12 protein-coding genes are annotated in these 14543 nt (G+C 66.4%); 10 read left to right on the top strand and 2 right to left on the bottom strand.

Translation table 11 applies throughout. From position 1 onward, the window contains the following. Positions 1-109 precede the first annotated feature (109 nt). The 6 genes from ACTU6U_RS14940 to ACTU6U_RS14965 all read left to right on the top strand — a co-directional run bounded on the left by ACTU6U_RS14940 (position 110) and on the right by ACTU6U_RS14965 (position 6893). Positions 110-1516, top strand: coding sequence for an LLM class flavin-dependent oxidoreductase (locus ACTU6U_RS14940; protein ID WP_443469904.1), 1407 nt, complete (start codon positions 110-112; stop codon positions 1514-1516). 144 nt (positions 1517-1660) lie between these two features. Beyond that, positions 1661-2413 carry a 3-oxoacid CoA-transferase subunit A gene (locus ACTU6U_RS14945; RefSeq protein WP_443469905.1) on the top strand — a complete coding sequence of 251 codons (753 nt, stop codon included), beginning with the start codon at positions 1661-1663 and terminating at the stop codon, positions 2411-2413. Beyond that, a complete protein-coding gene (locus ACTU6U_RS14950; RefSeq protein WP_443469906.1) occupies positions 2410-3045 on the top strand; it encodes a 3-oxoacid CoA-transferase subunit B in 636 nt (211 codons plus the stop codon). Before ACTU6U_RS14945 ends, ACTU6U_RS14950 begins: the two co-directional genes overlap by 4 nt. Next, complete coding sequence (locus tag ACTU6U_RS14955; protein WP_443469907.1) at positions 3042-4208, top strand: thiolase family protein; 1167 nt, start codon at positions 3042-3044, stop codon at positions 4206-4208. The genes ACTU6U_RS14950 and ACTU6U_RS14955 overlap by 4 nt, the downstream gene beginning before the upstream one ends. 161 nt (positions 4209-4369) lie before the next feature. After that, positions 4370-5155 (top strand): IclR family transcriptional regulator domain-containing protein, encoded by a 786-nt coding sequence (locus ACTU6U_RS14960; RefSeq protein ID WP_443469930.1) that lies wholly within the window; start codon positions 4370-4372, stop codon positions 5153-5155. Between the two features lie 25 nt (positions 5156-5180). After that, on the top strand, positions 5181-6893 hold the full coding sequence (locus ACTU6U_RS14965) for an AMP-binding protein (protein WP_443469908.1): 1713 nt from the start codon (positions 5181-5183) through the stop codon (positions 6891-6893). Between the two features lie 78 nt (positions 6894-6971). On the opposite strand, the gene ACTU6U_RS14970 is transcribed toward ACTU6U_RS14965, so the two are convergent. Further along, positions 6972-8174, bottom strand: coding sequence for an MFS transporter (locus tag ACTU6U_RS14970; protein ID WP_443469909.1), 1203 nt, complete (start codon positions 8172-8174; stop codon positions 6972-6974). Positions 8175-8386: 212 nt separating this feature from the next. Between ACTU6U_RS14970 and ACTU6U_RS14975 the strand changes: the two genes are divergently transcribed. Further along, positions 8387-9928, top strand: coding sequence for an MFS transporter (locus tag ACTU6U_RS14975; protein WP_443469910.1), 1542 nt, complete (start codon positions 8387-8389; stop codon positions 9926-9928). Between the two features lie 11 nt (positions 9929-9939). Here the strand turns inward: ACTU6U_RS14975 and ACTU6U_RS14980 are convergent, their stop codons facing one another. Continuing rightward, a complete protein-coding gene (locus tag ACTU6U_RS14980) occupies positions 9940-11181 on the bottom strand; it encodes a multidrug effflux MFS transporter (RefSeq protein ID WP_443469911.1) in 1242 nt (413 codons plus the stop codon). Between the two features lie 192 nt (positions 11182-11373). Between ACTU6U_RS14980 and ACTU6U_RS14985 the strand changes: the two genes are divergently transcribed. Genes ACTU6U_RS14985 through ACTU6U_RS14995 form a run of 3 tightly spaced genes read left to right on the top strand, consistent with a single transcriptional unit; the run spans position 11374 to position 14523 of the window. Further along, entirely contained in the window at positions 11374-12420 is a 1047-nt protein-coding gene (locus ACTU6U_RS14985) for a cupin domain-containing protein (RefSeq protein ID WP_443469912.1), read from the top strand. A gap of 1 nt (position 12421) precedes the next feature. Beyond that, positions 12422-13663: an FAD-dependent oxidoreductase gene (locus ACTU6U_RS14990; protein ID WP_443469913.1), complete on the top strand. Its 1242-nt coding sequence runs from the start codon at positions 12422-12424 to the stop codon at positions 13661-13663. Then, positions 13660-14523 (top strand): fumarylacetoacetate hydrolase family protein, encoded by an 864-nt coding sequence (locus ACTU6U_RS14995; protein ID WP_443469914.1) that lies wholly within the window; start codon positions 13660-13662, stop codon positions 14521-14523. The genes ACTU6U_RS14990 and ACTU6U_RS14995 overlap by 4 nt, the downstream gene beginning before the upstream one ends. Positions 14524-14543: the final 20 nt, after the last annotated feature.

Genomic DNA, 14543 nt, shown 5'->3' on the forward strand with positions numbered 1-14543 from the left:
ATTCCTCAGGAGTTGTGCACACGGAAGCGGCGCTGACGCATGACGTAACGTGTCGTGATCTTTCGACACAGAGGGAGCCGTGCGGCCTGTCGCGCGGCATCCTCGTGTCATGAGCGAATCCCGTCCCCTCCGGTTCAACGCGTTCGTGATGAACACGAACTCGCACATCCAGCACGGCCACTGGCGCAGGCCCGAGGCCGCACAGGTCGATTTCGAAGACGTGCAGGTCTGGATCGACCTCGCGAAGACCCTCGAGGCCGCGAAGTTCGACGCGATGTTCTTCGCAGACGTCGCCGGTCACTACGGCGACGCGGATGCCGACTACGAGGTGTACGTCCGGCACGGGCTGCAGATCCCGAGCAATGACCCGACGGTTCTGCTCGGTGCGCTCGCGGTGGTGACCGAGAATCTCGGTCTCGCACTCACCTCGAACGTGGCCCAGAACCACCCGTTCAACTTCGCCCGCCAGGTCTCGACCCTCGACCACATCTCGCGCGGCCGGATCGCCTGGAACATCGTCACCGGCACGCAAGACAACGGGGCGCGCAACTTCGGCTTGCCCCAGCTGACCGACCACGCCGAGCGCTACCGCTGGGCCGAGGAGTACGTCGACGTCGTCTACAAGCTGTGGGAGGGCTCTTGGGATGAGGGCGCGATCCTGAAGGACAAGGGGAGCGGCGTGTACGCCGACGTCACGAAGGTGCACAAGATCTTCCACGAGGGAGAGCGCTACCGCGTAGAGGGCCCGCACCTGCCGGCGCCCTCGCCCCAGCGCACACCGCTGCTGTTCCAGGCCGGAGCATCGGAATCAGGACGCCGGTTCGCCGCGCAGAACGCGGAGGCGGTGTTCATTCTCGCGCCCACCCCCGAGATCGCCAGGTGGCAGATCGACGAGACGCGGGCGCTGGCCGTCGAGTACGGGCGTGAGCCCGATGACATCAAGTTCTTCCAGGGCCTGACGTTCGTCATCGGCGACACGGAGGCCGAGGCTCAGCAGAAGGCCGAGGAGTATGAGACGTGGTCGAGCGACGAGGGCTTCCTCGCGCACGCCGCCATCGTCGACCCGACGGGTCGCACGTACCCGCCGGAGACCGAGCTCAAAGACGTCGATACCAACACGATGAAGGGATTCACCGAGCTGCTGCGCCGCACGATCACCGATCGCGAGCCGACCGTTGCGGATGTCGCATCACGGATGACGCGCAACAACCTGGTCGTCGGAACCCCGGAGCACATCGCGGATGAGCTCGAACGCTGGCAGGCCGCCGGCGTCGATGGGATCAATGTCGTGAACGCCGTGATCCCCGGTTCCTTCGAGGAGTTCGCCGACAAGGTGCTTCCTGTCCTCCGCGAACGGGGCCTCGCGCAGAGCGAATACGCGCCGGGAACCCTGCGCGACAAGCTGTTCGGCGCGCCACGGCTCAATGAGCGCCACCCGGCCGCACGCTATCGCGGTGCGTTCTCGAGCGACCGCACCGCGCAGCCGCTGGCCGCAGAGGCCGCTGCGCGGGCGTAACCGCAGGCATCGTCCGATAGAAGAAGCCTTTCCCGCTTTCAGGTGCGCCTGGACGCAGGAAAGGCTTCTTCCCTGCGCGCGCGGTGCGATAGTATGGGCGCCAAGCGAACGTACGTTCGCACGGCGAACACGCAAGGAGGCGCAGTGATTGACAAGACCGTGGCGGATGCGGCATCCGCCGTCGCCGACATCCCCGACGGCGCGACCGTCATGATCGGCGGGTTCGGGCGCGCGGGGCAGCCGGTCGAGCTGATCGACGCGCTCATCGAGCACGGCGCCCGCGACCTCACGATCGTCAACAACAACGCCGGCAACGGCGATGTCGGACTTGCGGCGCTCCTGGCCAAGGGACTGGTGCGCAAGATCCTGTGCTCCTTCCCCCGACAGAGCGACTCGTGGGTGTTCGATGACCTGTACCGCTCGGGCAAGATCGAGCTCGAACTCGTTCCGCAGGGCAATCTTGCTGAGCGCATCCGTGCCGCCGGAGCCGGCATCGGCGCCTTCTTCACGCCGACGGGTGTCGGCACCGCGCTGGCCGAAGGCAAAGAGGAGCGCGTGATCGACGGACGCCGCTACGTGCTCGAGTACCCGATCACCGCCGACTTCGCCCTGATCAGCGCGCTCAAGGGCGATCGCTGGGGCAACCTCGTCTACCGCGGCACCGCGCGCAACTTCGGTCCGATCATGGCGACCGCCGCCACCACGACCATCGCGCAGGTCGACGAGATCGTCGACCTCGGCGCGATCGACCACGAGGTCGTCGTGACACCGGGAATCTTCGTCAATCGCGTTGTCGCCGTCGGCGAGCGCCGGTGGCTGCAGGGTGGCGAGTTCGTCGGCGGCGTCGATCTCGAGGGTGCGCCATCGGATACTTCAGAAGAGAAGGTCGCCTCATGAGCACTCGCATCACCCGCAACGACCTGGCAGCGCGCATCGCAGCTGACATCCCCGAGGGCTCCTTCGTGAACCTCGGCATCGGCGCCCCGACCCTGGTCGCCAACTTCCTGCCCGATGACCTCGAGATCATCCTGCACACCGAGAACGGGCTGCTCGGGATGGGCGGCGCACCAGAGGAAGGGCAGATCGACCCCGACCTCATCAATGCCGGCAAGCAGGCCGTCACCGCGGTCGCGGGAGCTGCGTACTTCCATCACGCCGACTCCTTCGCGATGATGCGCGGCGGACACCTCGATGTGTGCGTGCTCGGCGCGTTCCAGGTCGCGCAGAACGGCGACCTGGCGAACTGGTCCACCGGAGCGGCGGGTGCGATTCCGGCGGTCGGCGGCGCGATGGATCTCGCGATCGGCGCCAAGGAAGTCTATGTGATGACCGATCTGCTCGCCAAGGACGGTTCTTCCAAGCTGGTCGAGGCGTGCACGTATCCGCTGACCGGTGTCGGCTGCGTCAGCCGTGTCTACACCGATCACGCCGTGTTCGACGTGACGCCCGATGGCTTCCAAGTGCGCGAGGCGTTCGGCGAGAATACGGTGAAGTCCCTTTCAGAGCTGACTGGCTTGGAGCTGCAATGACCACTTATATCTACGACGCTGTCCGCACTCCGTTCGGGCGCGCGGGCGGTGCGCTCGCCAGCATCCGTCCCGATGATCTTGCGGCGACAGTGATGCGTGCGACGATCCTGCGCACCGGGCTCGATGCGGCACGCATCGATGATGTGATCTTCGGCGACGCGAACCAGGCTGGCGAGGACAATCGCAACGTCGCCCGAATGGGTGCTCTGCTTGCCGGATTCCCGACGACGGTGACCGGCACGACGGTGAACCGGCTGTGCGCCTCCAGCGTCGAGGCCGTCATCCAGGGTGCGCGGGCGATCGAATCCGGGGATGCCGAGATCATTCTCGCGGGCGGCGTGGAGTCGATGAGCCGGGCGCCGTTCGTGGTCGAGAAGTCGGCCAAGCCGTACCCTGCGACGGGCAACCAGACGATGTGGAACACCGCGATCGGCTGGCGCATGACCAACGAGGCGCTGCCGACGGGCTGGACGATCTCGAACGGCGAAGCCGCCGAGAAGACGGCCGCCACCTGGGGCCTCTCGCGCGAAGATCAGGATGCTTTCGCGGTGCGCTCGCACGAGCTTGCCGCCAAGGCATGGGCTGAGGGCATCTATGACGGCGAGATCGTGCAGGTGCCGGGTGCGGAGCTTGTCCGCGATGAGGGCATCCGCGACGGGTCGACGGTCGAGAAGCTCGCCGGGCTCCGTGCTCTGTTCGCCGCGGACGGCACCGTGACAGCCGCGAACTCCTCGTCGATCAATGACGGCGCCTCAGCGGTGCTGTTGGGTGCCGAGGGCGTGCTCGACGTCGAGCCGCTGGCGCGCATCACCGGTCGTGGTGCGCACGGCGTCGACCCGGATGAGTTCCCGACCGCGCCGATCGAGGCGGCCAACAAGGCCCTCGCCCGCGCGGGCCGCACCTGGGCCGACGTCGACTTCGTGGAGTTGAACGAGGCGTTCGCATCGCAGTCGCTGGCGTGCCTGCGGGGCTGGCCCGGCCTGGATCCCGCAAAGCTCAACATCCATGGCGGGGCGCTGGCGATCGGGCATCCGCTCGGAGCATCCGGCGGACGCATCATCGGCCATGCCGCACATGAACTCGCGCGCCGCGGTGGCGGCGTCGCGGTCGTGGCGATCTGCATCGGTGTCGGCCAGGGCCTCGCCGTCGTCCTCGAGCGCTGAGCCGTGGCATCCGGGACGGCGCGGCGTCGCCGCGCGCTCCCGCGAAACGGAGGAAATCTCATGATCCGGAGGATGGATTCCGGTCAGGCCTCCTCCGATTCGAGAGATGTCCTCCGGATCTGCACGGTGGCAAGGGGCGTTAGGGTTCTCGAGTGACCGAAATGGATGCCGCACCCGCTGCCGATCCGGCATCTGCCGACTTCGTGCAGTCGCTGGCGCGGGGGCTCGCCGTCATCCGCACGTTCGACGGGGAGCCAGCCGAACTGTCGCTCGCGGAGGTTGCTCGTCGGGCGGACATCCCGCGCGCCGCCGCACGCCGGTTCCTGCGTACGCTCGAGCAGCTCGGCTACGTTCGGGCGACCCCGGACGCCAGATTCCGGTTGACCCCGCGCATTCTCGAACTCGGCTACGGATATCTCTCATCGCTCTCGCTGCCGGAGATCGTGCAGCCGCACCTTGATGAGCTTTCGCATCAAATCGGTGAATCGGTGTCGGTCGCTGTGCTCGACGGTGACGAGATCGTCTACGTCGCGCGCGCCGCCGCCCGTCGCATCATGAGCGTGCGCATCACGATCGGCACGCGACTGCCCGCAGCGGCGACCAGCATGGGGCGTGTGCTTCTCGCGGCGCTTCCGGAGACAGCTGCCGCCGAGACCGTAGGCGAACTGGTGGCTTACACCCCGCGCACACGCGTCGATCCGGCGGAGCTTTCCGCAGAGCTCGAACGCGTCCGCGCGCAGGGTTGGGCAATGGTCGATGGCGAGCTCGAAGACGGGCTGCGCTCGATCGCCGTTCCGCTGCGGACGCGCGCCGGGGTGACCGCGGCGCTCAACGTCTCGACGAGCACTGCCCGCGGTGCGGCTGACGACGTGCGGGCGGAACTGTTGCCTGCGCTGCAGCGCACAGTATCCGAGATCGAAGCGGAGCTGGTCGCTGCCCGCGTGTGACGGTGCTCCCGCGTAGGCTTTCGCTATGCACCTGAACGAGACGCGCGCCTGGAACAAGTTCTACGCACCGGGCACTCCGATCGACATCGAGCCGGTCACCGGTTCCCTCAGCGATCTGCTCGACGAACGCGTCGCCGAATGGAACGACCGACCGGCGATCGCGTTCTTCGATCGCACGGTCAGCTACCGCGAACTCGGCGACCGCGTCTCTCGCGTGGCGAACGCTCTGCGCGAGCGAGGAGTGAAGGCCGGCGACCGTGTCGCGCTGATCATGCCGAACGCGCCCCAGCACGTCATCGCGTTCTACGCCGTACTGCGCCTGGGTGCCGTCGTCGTCGAGCACAACCCGCTCTACACCCGCGACGAGCTCGAAGTACAGTTCCGTGACCACGGCGCCACCGTCGTCATCACCTGGGACAAGATCGTGCCGACGCTGCAGGCGCTTCCCGCCGACCTCGGCATCCGTGACATCATCGCCGTCGACATCACGCGCGCGATGCCGTTCGGGATGCGTCTTGCGCTGCGCCTGCCGATCGCAAAGGCTCGCGAATCGCGCGAGAAACTCACGGCTCCCGCTCCCGGGGCGACACCGTTCGCGCAACTCGAGAAGAGCGAGCCGCTGCCGTCGTCGCATCCTCGCCCTGAAGCATCCGATATCGCTTGCCTGCAGTACACGTCGGGCACGACCGGAACGCCCAAGGGCGCGATCATCACGCATTCGAACCTGTGGTCCAACGCCCGCCAGGGCAAGGCGTGGATGCCGGACTTTACCCGCGGCGACGGCCGCATCTACGGGCTGCTGCCGATGTTCCACTCCTTCGGCGTTCTGCTCTCGGTGATCTACTCGGTCGAGACCGGGTCGTGCGCGGTGCTGTTCCCGACCTTCGATCCTGCGCTCGTCGAGAAGGCGGCGAAGAAGTTCCCGCCGACGTTCGTGCCCGCCGTTCCGCCGATGTTCGATCGGCTCTCGCGCGTTTCCAAGGAGGGAAAGCTCGATCTCACCGGCGTCGTCTACGCGATCTCTGGCGCGATGACGCTGACCCCTGCGATCGTGAAGCGCTGGGAAGACCAGGCTGGCAGCATGCTCAACGAGGGGTACGGTCTCACCGAGACGAGCCCCGTCGCCCTGGCGAACCCCTTCACGGATGCTCGCCGCATCGGCGCGATCGGCCTGCCGTTCCCCTCCACCGACATCAAGGTCGTCGACCCGGATGAGCCCACTCGCGAGGTCGAGCTGGGCGAGGTCGGCGAGCTTCTCATCCACGGTCCGCAGGTGTTCCACGGGTACTGGAAGCGCCCGGAGGAGACCGCAGCCACGCTGCTCGATGGCGGATGGCTGCGCACCGGCGACCTCGTCGTGCAGGACGAAGACGGGTTCGTGACCGTGGTCGACCGCAAGAAGGAGCTCATCATCACCGGTGGCTTCAACGTGTCGCCGAGCGAGGTGGAGCAGGTGATCACCTCGGTCTCTGGCGTGGCGGCCTGCGCTGTCATCGGCATTCCGCGCGGCAGCGGAGCCGAGGTGGTGACGGCCGTCGTCGTCCTCGAAGAGGGTGCGTCCTTCGACGAGGATGCTGCGCGTGCCGCCGCCCGTGACAGCCTCGCCGAGTACAAGCGCCCGAGCGCCTACACGGTGTGGGAAGAGCTGCCGACCTCGCTCATCGGCAAGGTGCTGCGCCGCAAGGTGCGTGACACGCTCATCGCCGATCGCAAGGCGACGCGCGCCGCCGAGGACTGAGCGCCCAAACCCGCAAAACCACGCCGAGCCCGCAGCGAATCGACGCTCTTTGGGCGTGGTTTTGCAGGTTCACGAGGGTCACGGGCGCTCGAGCACGTAGCGATCGCGTGCGGCGAAGGCGCCGAACACGCCCTGCAGCGTCATCGTCACCAGCAGGATGATCAGCGGAACCGTCCAGTTCCCGGTCATCGCGTGCACGGCTCCGAACAGCGCCGGCCCGATGGCCGCGATGGCATAGCCGACCGACTGCGACATCCCCGATAGCGCGGATGACGTGTGGTGATCGCGGGCACGCTGAGCCATCAGAGTCAACGAGACGCCGAGCGACAGCCCGGAGAAGACGCCGAGCGGCACGACCCAGATGCCGATGGCATCCGGCCAGATCATCAGGCCGATGATGCCGACGAAGCCGAGCAACGGCAGCGCGCCTGGAGTGATGCGCGCGCCGCGGCCGCGCATGGCGAGGGCGACCGTGAGGGCTCCCACCAGAGAGAACATCTGGTAGATCATCACGTCGACACCGGCGAGTGTGTCACTGCGGCCGGTAGCGAGCGACATCGTCGCGAGCCAGGTGACCAGCACATAGAACGTCGTCGACTGCACGCCCATGTAGGCGGCGACCTGCCAGGCGATCGGGTCGCGCCAGATGCCGAGGCGGGATGCCGGAGCCGCAGTGCTTCCGCGCATCGCCCGCATCTCGCGCCGACTGACGAACCACCACGCGAAGAGCGCGAGCGGCGCGACGGCCGCCCCGGTGACAAGCAGCGCGAGGCGCCATCCGGCCCCGGTATCGCTGCCGCTGAGATCCGCGATCGGCACGGCGAGGCCGGATGCCACGGCTCCCGCGCCGCCGAGCAGCGCGGAGTAGACGCCCATCATCATCGGCACGCGCAGCGGGAAGTCGCGTTTGATCACAGCCGGAAGCAACACGTTGCCGATCGCGAGGGCGACGCCGATGATCGCCGTGCCGACCCACAGCCAGGCCGTCGAACCAGGCAGCGAGCGCACAATCACGCCGACGGCGAGCAGCCCCATCGCCGCGAGCACGGCCCCGCCGAGTCCGAACCGACGGCCGAAACCGTGGGCGAACGGGGAGACGATCGCCCAGGTGATGAGTACGATCGTCGAGAGTGATCCGAGCAGCGCGAGCGGGATGCCGGTGTCCTGCGACATGCGGTCGATGACCGGCCCGACCGCGGTGATCGCCGGCCGCATCAGGGTGGCGACCAGGCACAGCGCGATGATCGCGAAGATCACGGGGCGACGGCTGCGCGGGGTCATGCACGGTCCTTTCGCGCTGGGTCCAGGTGCACACCGGCGTTGTGCTTAGTGCGCTGGATCTCACCGTAGATGTGATTGGCGCACTTCCACGAATCGCGACCCGAATCCGCGCAGCACGCGGGAAAGTTGCGGCAACGCCGCCGATGCTGTGGCTCAATGGCGCGCGTCGGCGTAGCTTGGATGCCATTCAATCGGCCCAGAAGGAGAACCCGATGCCCAGCCGAAAGAAAGCGATCACGCGCCCCAGGCGTCTCGAAGTCGACGATGTCCTCGTCGTCAAGAAGTCGAAGCTGAGAACAGCGATCACCGGCACCGTCGTCGGAAATTTCATGGAGTGGTTCGACTTCGGCATCTACGGCTACCTGGCGGTGACGCTGACCGCCGTGTTCACCAGTGATGCATCGGGCGGCCTCGGTCTGCTGCTGACACTCTTCGGTTTCGCGATCTCGTTCCTTGTGCGGCCTCTGGGTGGCTTCATCCTCGGACCGCTGGGGGATCGGATCGGCCGGCAGAAGGTGCTGTTCGTCACCATGGCGATGATGGCCACGGCGACCGCCCTCATCGGTCTTCTTCCCACATCAGAGGCGATCGGCCTCTGGGCGATCGTGCCGCTGTATCTGCTGAAGATGATCCAGGGCTTCTCCACTGGCGGCGAGTACGCCGGTGCCACGACCTACGTCTCGGAGTTCTCGCCCGACCGCTCACGCGGGTACTGGTCATCGTTCCTCGACGTCGGCTCGTACATCGGCTTCGCCGCCGGTGCCTCGACGGTCGCGGTGACCACGTGGATCGTCGAGGGGATCTCCGGCGACGGCGCCATGGTCGATTACGGATGGCGCATCCCATTCCTCGTCGCGATCCCGCTGGGGGCTGTGGCGATCTGGTTCCGATTGAAGATCCCCGAGACTCCGGCCTTCGAAGCAGAAGCAGAGGACGCTCGCGCCGGGCAGGAGGACGACCCGCTCGGACGCCACGGCATCCCGGGCATCTTCCGTCATCACTGGCGCGAGGTGCTCATCGGCATCGCGCTGGTGTCGGCGACCAACACGGCGGGGTACGCGCTGACCAGTTACATGCCGACCTACCTCGAGACCGAAGTCGGGGTGTCGAACCTCATGGCCGCCATCGCGACCGTGCCCGTGCTCATCGTGATGAGTGCGTGTCTGCCGTTGATAGGCAAGCTCTCTGACCGCATCGGACGCAAGCCCGTGTACGGCATCGCGGTCGGCGCGACGATCATCCTGATGGTGCCGGCGTTCTCGATCATGCAGATCGGCCAGGAATGGGCGGTGTTCATCGCGCTGGCGATGGTCGCGATCCCTGTCGCGTTCTACGTCGCGATCTCTGCATCCGCTCTGCCTGCGCTGTTCCCGACGGCATCCCGTTTCGGCGCGATGGCGGTCGCCTACAACCTTGCCGTGTCGCTGTTCGGCGGCACGACGCCGCTGTTCAGTCAGGCGCTGATCGATCTCACCGACAACACCTACATGCCCGCGTTCTACATCATGTTCTTCGCGGCTCTCGGGGGAATCGCGATGCTGACGATGAAGGAGACGGCAAAGCGCCCGCTGCTCGGTTCCTTCCCGACGGTGGAGACGAAGGCGGAGGCGAAAGAGCTCGTCGAGGGGCAGGAGGACAACGAGCTGCTCGACACCAGCACCATGCCGCTGGGCATCATCCTTCCCGTCGTCGAGGGCACCGTCGGCGGGGATGCCGATCCCGAGGCGTCCGGGAAGCAGGCCGAGCCGGTGTAGCGAGGCGGCATTCATCGCTCGGCGGAAGCTACTTCCGCCGTGTTCCTCGAATCGAGCGAGCGGGTGGCGGTGAGCCATTGCACTAGACCGAGTGCGATGGCCCCGCTGATCACAATCACCAGTGCGACGGGCAGGCTCTCGGTGGCGCCGCCCACACCGCCGAGCGGTGCGGCGATGCTGCCAAAGATGAACTGTCCGCAGCCGAGTAGCGCCATGGCGGTACCCGCCGTGCGCCGGGCGTTGCGGATGACGAGCGCCGTTCCCGGTCCGAAGACGGCGCCCATACCTGTCGGAATGAGAAACAGAGCGGGGAGCACGAGCCACGCCGTGAATGCGTCGAACACGGTCGCAAGCAGCAGGATGGTGCCGCCGAGCGTCAGAGCGGAGAGTCCGAAGCGGCAGAGCGTGGTCTCGCTGACCCGACCGACGGTCTTCGCGGCGATGGCGCCGCTGAGGGTCAGACCGATCCCGTTGATCGCGAAGATGATCGTGTAGGACATGGCGTCGAAGCCGAGAATCGTCTGGATGACGAAGGGGGATGCTGCGATATAAGCGAAAGTCGCGCCGACGGCGAAGCACATCATCAGGGTCGCGGAGAGGAACGTGCGGTCGTTGAGCAGGCCGGCCGTCGAGCGGAAGAAGGCCGGCAGTCCACCGCTGACGCGGTTCTGCGCCGGCAGAGTCTCGGGCACGAGCAGGATGACACCGAGAAGCGCGATGAGGCAGAGCGCGGCGAGAATCCAGAAGATGACCGGCCACGCGGCCCAGCCGAGGATCAGGCCGCCCACTGGAGGGCCGATGATGGGCCCGACGCCGCCGATCAGGCCGAGGATCGAGAAAGCGCGTGCGGTATTCTCCTCATCGGCGAGGTCGGATACGATGGCCCGGCCGATCACGACGCCTGCGGCTGAACCGATTCCCTGGAGCACCCGCCAGATGATGAGCATCTCGACGTTCGGCGCGAGCGCGACGAGCACTGTTGCGATGAGAGCGATGGCTGATCCGCCGATGAGTAGCCATCGGCGACCGACCGCGTCGGAGAGCGGGCCCAAGCAGAGTTGCCCCGCGGCCATGCCGAGGATGAATGCGCTCAGCGTCGTCTGGATCCATAAAGCGTCGGTCTGCAGATCGGCCGCCATGACCGGCATCGCCGGTAGGTAGATATCGGTCGCCAGAGTACTGATCGCGGTCAGCGTGCCGAGCACGAGCAGCAGCGCGGCGGGAACGCGGCGCGAGTCTTCCATGATGCCCATCTGATCGATTATTCCGTCGACGGATGACTTTGAGGTCGAATCATGTGCCCTATTGATACGGGTCCGGCGCCGATTGATACGAACCCCCATGATGACCGCGCTACGCATTGACACACTTCGAGCCATCTGGATACGGTGGTCGAAATAGTCAGTCAACGGACTATCCGTTGACGTTTCAATGGAGGCGACGTCATGGCGATCGACAAAGCAGTCAAGACCGATTACTACGAGCGGCTCAAGCAGGCCAACGTGGCCGCGCTCTGGACCATCCCCGGCACGATGGCAACCGAGCCGACGCTCGACGAGGTTCCGTACGTCTGGCGGGCGAAGGACATCTACCCGCTGCTGCACGAATCAGCGGATGTCATGACGGAGGATGACGACTACGATCGTCGGGCGCTCAACGCGTCGAACCCGAAGCGCGTCTTCGGCACGAGCCACAACATCGTCGCCGGCTATCAGCTCGTGCTCCCGGGTGAGGAGACCGGCGCGCATCGTCATTCGCCCAGTGCGATCCGCCTGCTGCTGCACGGCAGCGGCCACACCACGGTCGACGGCGAGCCGGTGCTCATGCATCGAGGCGACCTCGTGCTCACCCCGCAGTACGCGTGGCACGATCATCGCCTGCAGGCCGATGAGCCGATGATCTGGCTGGACGGACTCGACGTCCCATTCGTGCGAGGTCAGCACGCCCAGTTCGCGGAGGAGCACGAAGACGGGCTCCAGCCCCTCAACCAGCCCGAAGACGCCAGCGTCGCCCGCTATGGTGCGGGTCTGGTTCCCTCAGGTGTCAAGGAGACCTGGAAGAAGACCTACTCGCCGATCAACAAGTATCCGTACGACCGGGCGCGCAAGACCCTCTTCGCGCTGCACGAAGTCGAGGGATCACCGGCTGAGGGGGCATCGATCGACTACGTCAACCCGCTCACGGGTGGCCCGGTCATCGCAACGATCGGCTGCTCGCTGAGCATGGTGCCCGCGGGCAGCCACGGCCTCGCGCGTCGACACACCCCGAGCAAAGTGTTCTGCGTACTCGAGGGTCGCGGTCACAGCATCATCAACGGCGAGCGCTTCGACTGGGAAGAAGACGACTTCTTCGTCGTCCCTTCCTGGAACTGGTACCAGCACTTCGCTGAAGAGGGCAGTGACGTCGTCCTCTTCGAGATGACCGACCGTCCGATCTACGAGCCCTTCGGCCTGCTGCGCGAGCAGAGCGCCGACGCTGCACCGGAGAAGTGACATGGCACAGGAAGAACGAAGTGACGAAGTCCTCATCGTCGGCTGCGGCATCGGCGGCGCCACCGCCGCGCTCGCTCTCGGGCGAGCCGGGATCCCTGTAAGACTCCTTGAGCGTGCGGCCGTCATCGCCGAGGTCGGCGCCGGTCTTCAGGTCGGCCCCAACGCGATGCGCATCCTCCGCGACCTCGGAGTGCGTGAGCATCTCGCACAGAAGGAAGTGCTGCCCGGTCGTGCCGTCATGCGAGACGTGAACACCGATGAGGAGGTCGTCGCCTTCGAGTTCGACGATGAGTTCCGCGCGCTCTACGAGGAGCCGTACGCAGTGATGCACCGCGGCGATCTGCTCTCGGGCCTCATGAAGGCGGCCGAGTCGACCGGGAACGTCACGATCATCCCGGGGCAGACGATCGACGGCATCGAGGATCTGGGCGACCGGGTTCGCGTGACCACCGCCGAAGGCGCGGTCCATGAGGGTCGCGCGGTGATCGGCGCCGACGGCATCCGCTCGCGTGTTCGCCGACACGTCATCGACGACCAGGTCCCGCTGGCATCGCAGTACGTCATCTACCGCGGCACGATCGCGCGCACGGATGACGTCGAGAACGCCGTGACCCTGCGCACTGGCCCGCATCACCACGTGATGCACTATCCGATTCGCGGCGGCAGCGAGGTCAACGTCGTCGTCTCGTTCCGCAGCGACCGTGCCCCGGTGGGCTCGGAAGGCTGGGGCACCGAGGAAGAACTCGACGAGGCCTTCGCGGCCGCGAGTCCGTTCGTGAGGGGTCTTCTCTCGAAGATAGATCGTTCGCACAAGTGGGTGCAGTTCGACCGTGCCCCGCAGGCCGGCTGGTCGAAAGGCCGGGTCGTACTCACCGGCGACGCGGCTCACCCGACGCACCAGTACCTCGCGCAGGGTGCAGGTCAGGCGATGGAGGATGCAGTGGCGCTCGCCGCAGTCCTCACTGAGTTTCCCGACGACATCCCGGCTGCGTGGAACGAGTTCGAGAGGCGCCGCTTCGACCGCTCATCGGCGGTGCAGCGCGGTTCGCGCTTCTGGGGAGAGCTCAGCCATGTCGCGGGCAGCGAGGCCGATCAGCGCGATGCGCTGCTGCGCACGATCGCACCGGATGATCGACGCTTCATCGACTGGATCTACACGACCTCCGGCGACGTTCCGCTGCCGGTGATCCCGCCGCATCGCGACGTCTATGAACCACTCGAGTCCGAGCGGGTGCTGTCATGAGGATCGGTCTGTTCAACGGTGGCCGACTCGGCGTCGTGCAGGAGCCGGTGGTCCGAGACGTCACGGACCTCGTCGGATCGGATGCTCCGCAGGGACCGCTTCACGAGGTCATCCGTCGTGGCATCCGCATCGATGAAGGGATGCTGGCGTCTGCGCCGAGCGTGCCGATCGCCGACGTCGCGTGGGACGCTCCGCTGCTGCGACCGGGGAAGATCCTTGGGGCGCCGGCGAACTACTACGAGCATGTCGACGAGATGCCCGACTCGAACACGATCCTGGATTGGGGGGTGTTCCTGAAAGCCAGCACTTCGGTCACCGGACCCGGTGGAGTCATCGAGTTGCCATACACCGACAAGCGCACCGACTACGAGGGCGAGCTCGCCGTCGTGATCGGGCGCGGTGGCCGAGACATCCCTCTGGATGAGGCGCTCGATCATGTCTACGGATACACCGGCGTGCTGGATATCACCGTGCGATCCACCGAGGACCGCTCCACTCGCAAGTCATTCGACACCTTCACCCCTCTCGGCCCGGTGGTCGTCACGGCCGACGAGTTCGGCGATCCCGGCGATGTCGCGTTGCGCCTTGAGGTGAACGGCGAGCTCAAGCAGGACAGCACGACGGCCAAGCTGATCTACAGCGTGCCCGCGGTCATCGCCTATGCCAGTTCTGTGATGACATTGGAGCCAGGCGATGTGATCGCGACAGGGACTCCGGCAGGGGTCGGTCCGATCGTCGATGGTGACGTGGTGACGCTGCGGATCGACGGCATCGGCGAACTGTCCGTGACTGTCAGCGGCAGGCGGGCCATCGCCTATGTCGACCGCCCAGGACCCAGCGTCGCGCTCACGCGCGCGTGATGAGCCACCGAGTGAGAGGA

Origin of the sequence: Microbacterium zouquanmingi, assembly GCF_052266695.1 — a bacterium.
In the GTDB taxonomy this organism is placed as follows: Bacteria; Actinomycetota; Actinomycetes; order Actinomycetales; family Microbacteriaceae; genus Microbacterium.

What these genes read in the sequence shown, in the direction of transcription:
- ACTU6U_RS14940 (WP_443469904.1), top strand. Translation starts at nt 110, where the DNA reads ATGAGCGAATCCCGTCCCCTCCGGTTCAACGCGTTCGTGATGAACACG.
- ACTU6U_RS14950 (WP_443469906.1), top strand. Translation starts at nt 2,410, where the DNA reads ATGAGCACTCGCATCACCCGCAACGACCTGGCAGCGCGCATCGCAGCT.
- ACTU6U_RS14955 (WP_443469907.1), top strand. Translation starts at nt 3,042, where the DNA reads ATGACCACTTATATCTACGACGCTGTCCGCACTCCGTTCGGGCGCGCG.
- ACTU6U_RS14960 (WP_443469930.1), top strand. Translation starts at nt 4,370, where the DNA reads ATGGATGCCGCACCCGCTGCCGATCCGGCATCTGCCGACTTCGTGCAG.
- ACTU6U_RS14965 (WP_443469908.1), top strand. Translation starts at nt 5,181, where the DNA reads ATGCACCTGAACGAGACGCGCGCCTGGAACAAGTTCTACGCACCGGGC.
- ACTU6U_RS14970 (WP_443469909.1), bottom strand. Translation starts at nt 8,174, where the DNA reads ATGACCCCGCGCAGCCGTCGCCCCGTGATCTTCGCGATCATCGCGCTG.
- ACTU6U_RS14975 (WP_443469910.1), top strand. Translation starts at nt 8,387, where the DNA reads ATGCCCAGCCGAAAGAAAGCGATCACGCGCCCCAGGCGTCTCGAAGTC.
- ACTU6U_RS14980 (WP_443469911.1), bottom strand. Translation starts at nt 11,181, where the DNA reads ATGGGCATCATGGAAGACTCGCGCCGCGTTCCCGCCGCGCTGCTGCTC.
- ACTU6U_RS14985 (WP_443469912.1), top strand. Translation starts at nt 11,374, where the DNA reads ATGGCGATCGACAAAGCAGTCAAGACCGATTACTACGAGCGGCTCAAG.
- ACTU6U_RS14990 (WP_443469913.1), top strand. Translation starts at nt 12,422, where the DNA reads ATGGCACAGGAAGAACGAAGTGACGAAGTCCTCATCGTCGGCTGCGGC.
- ACTU6U_RS14995 (WP_443469914.1), top strand. Translation starts at nt 13,660, where the DNA reads ATGAGGATCGGTCTGTTCAACGGTGGCCGACTCGGCGTCGTGCAGGAG.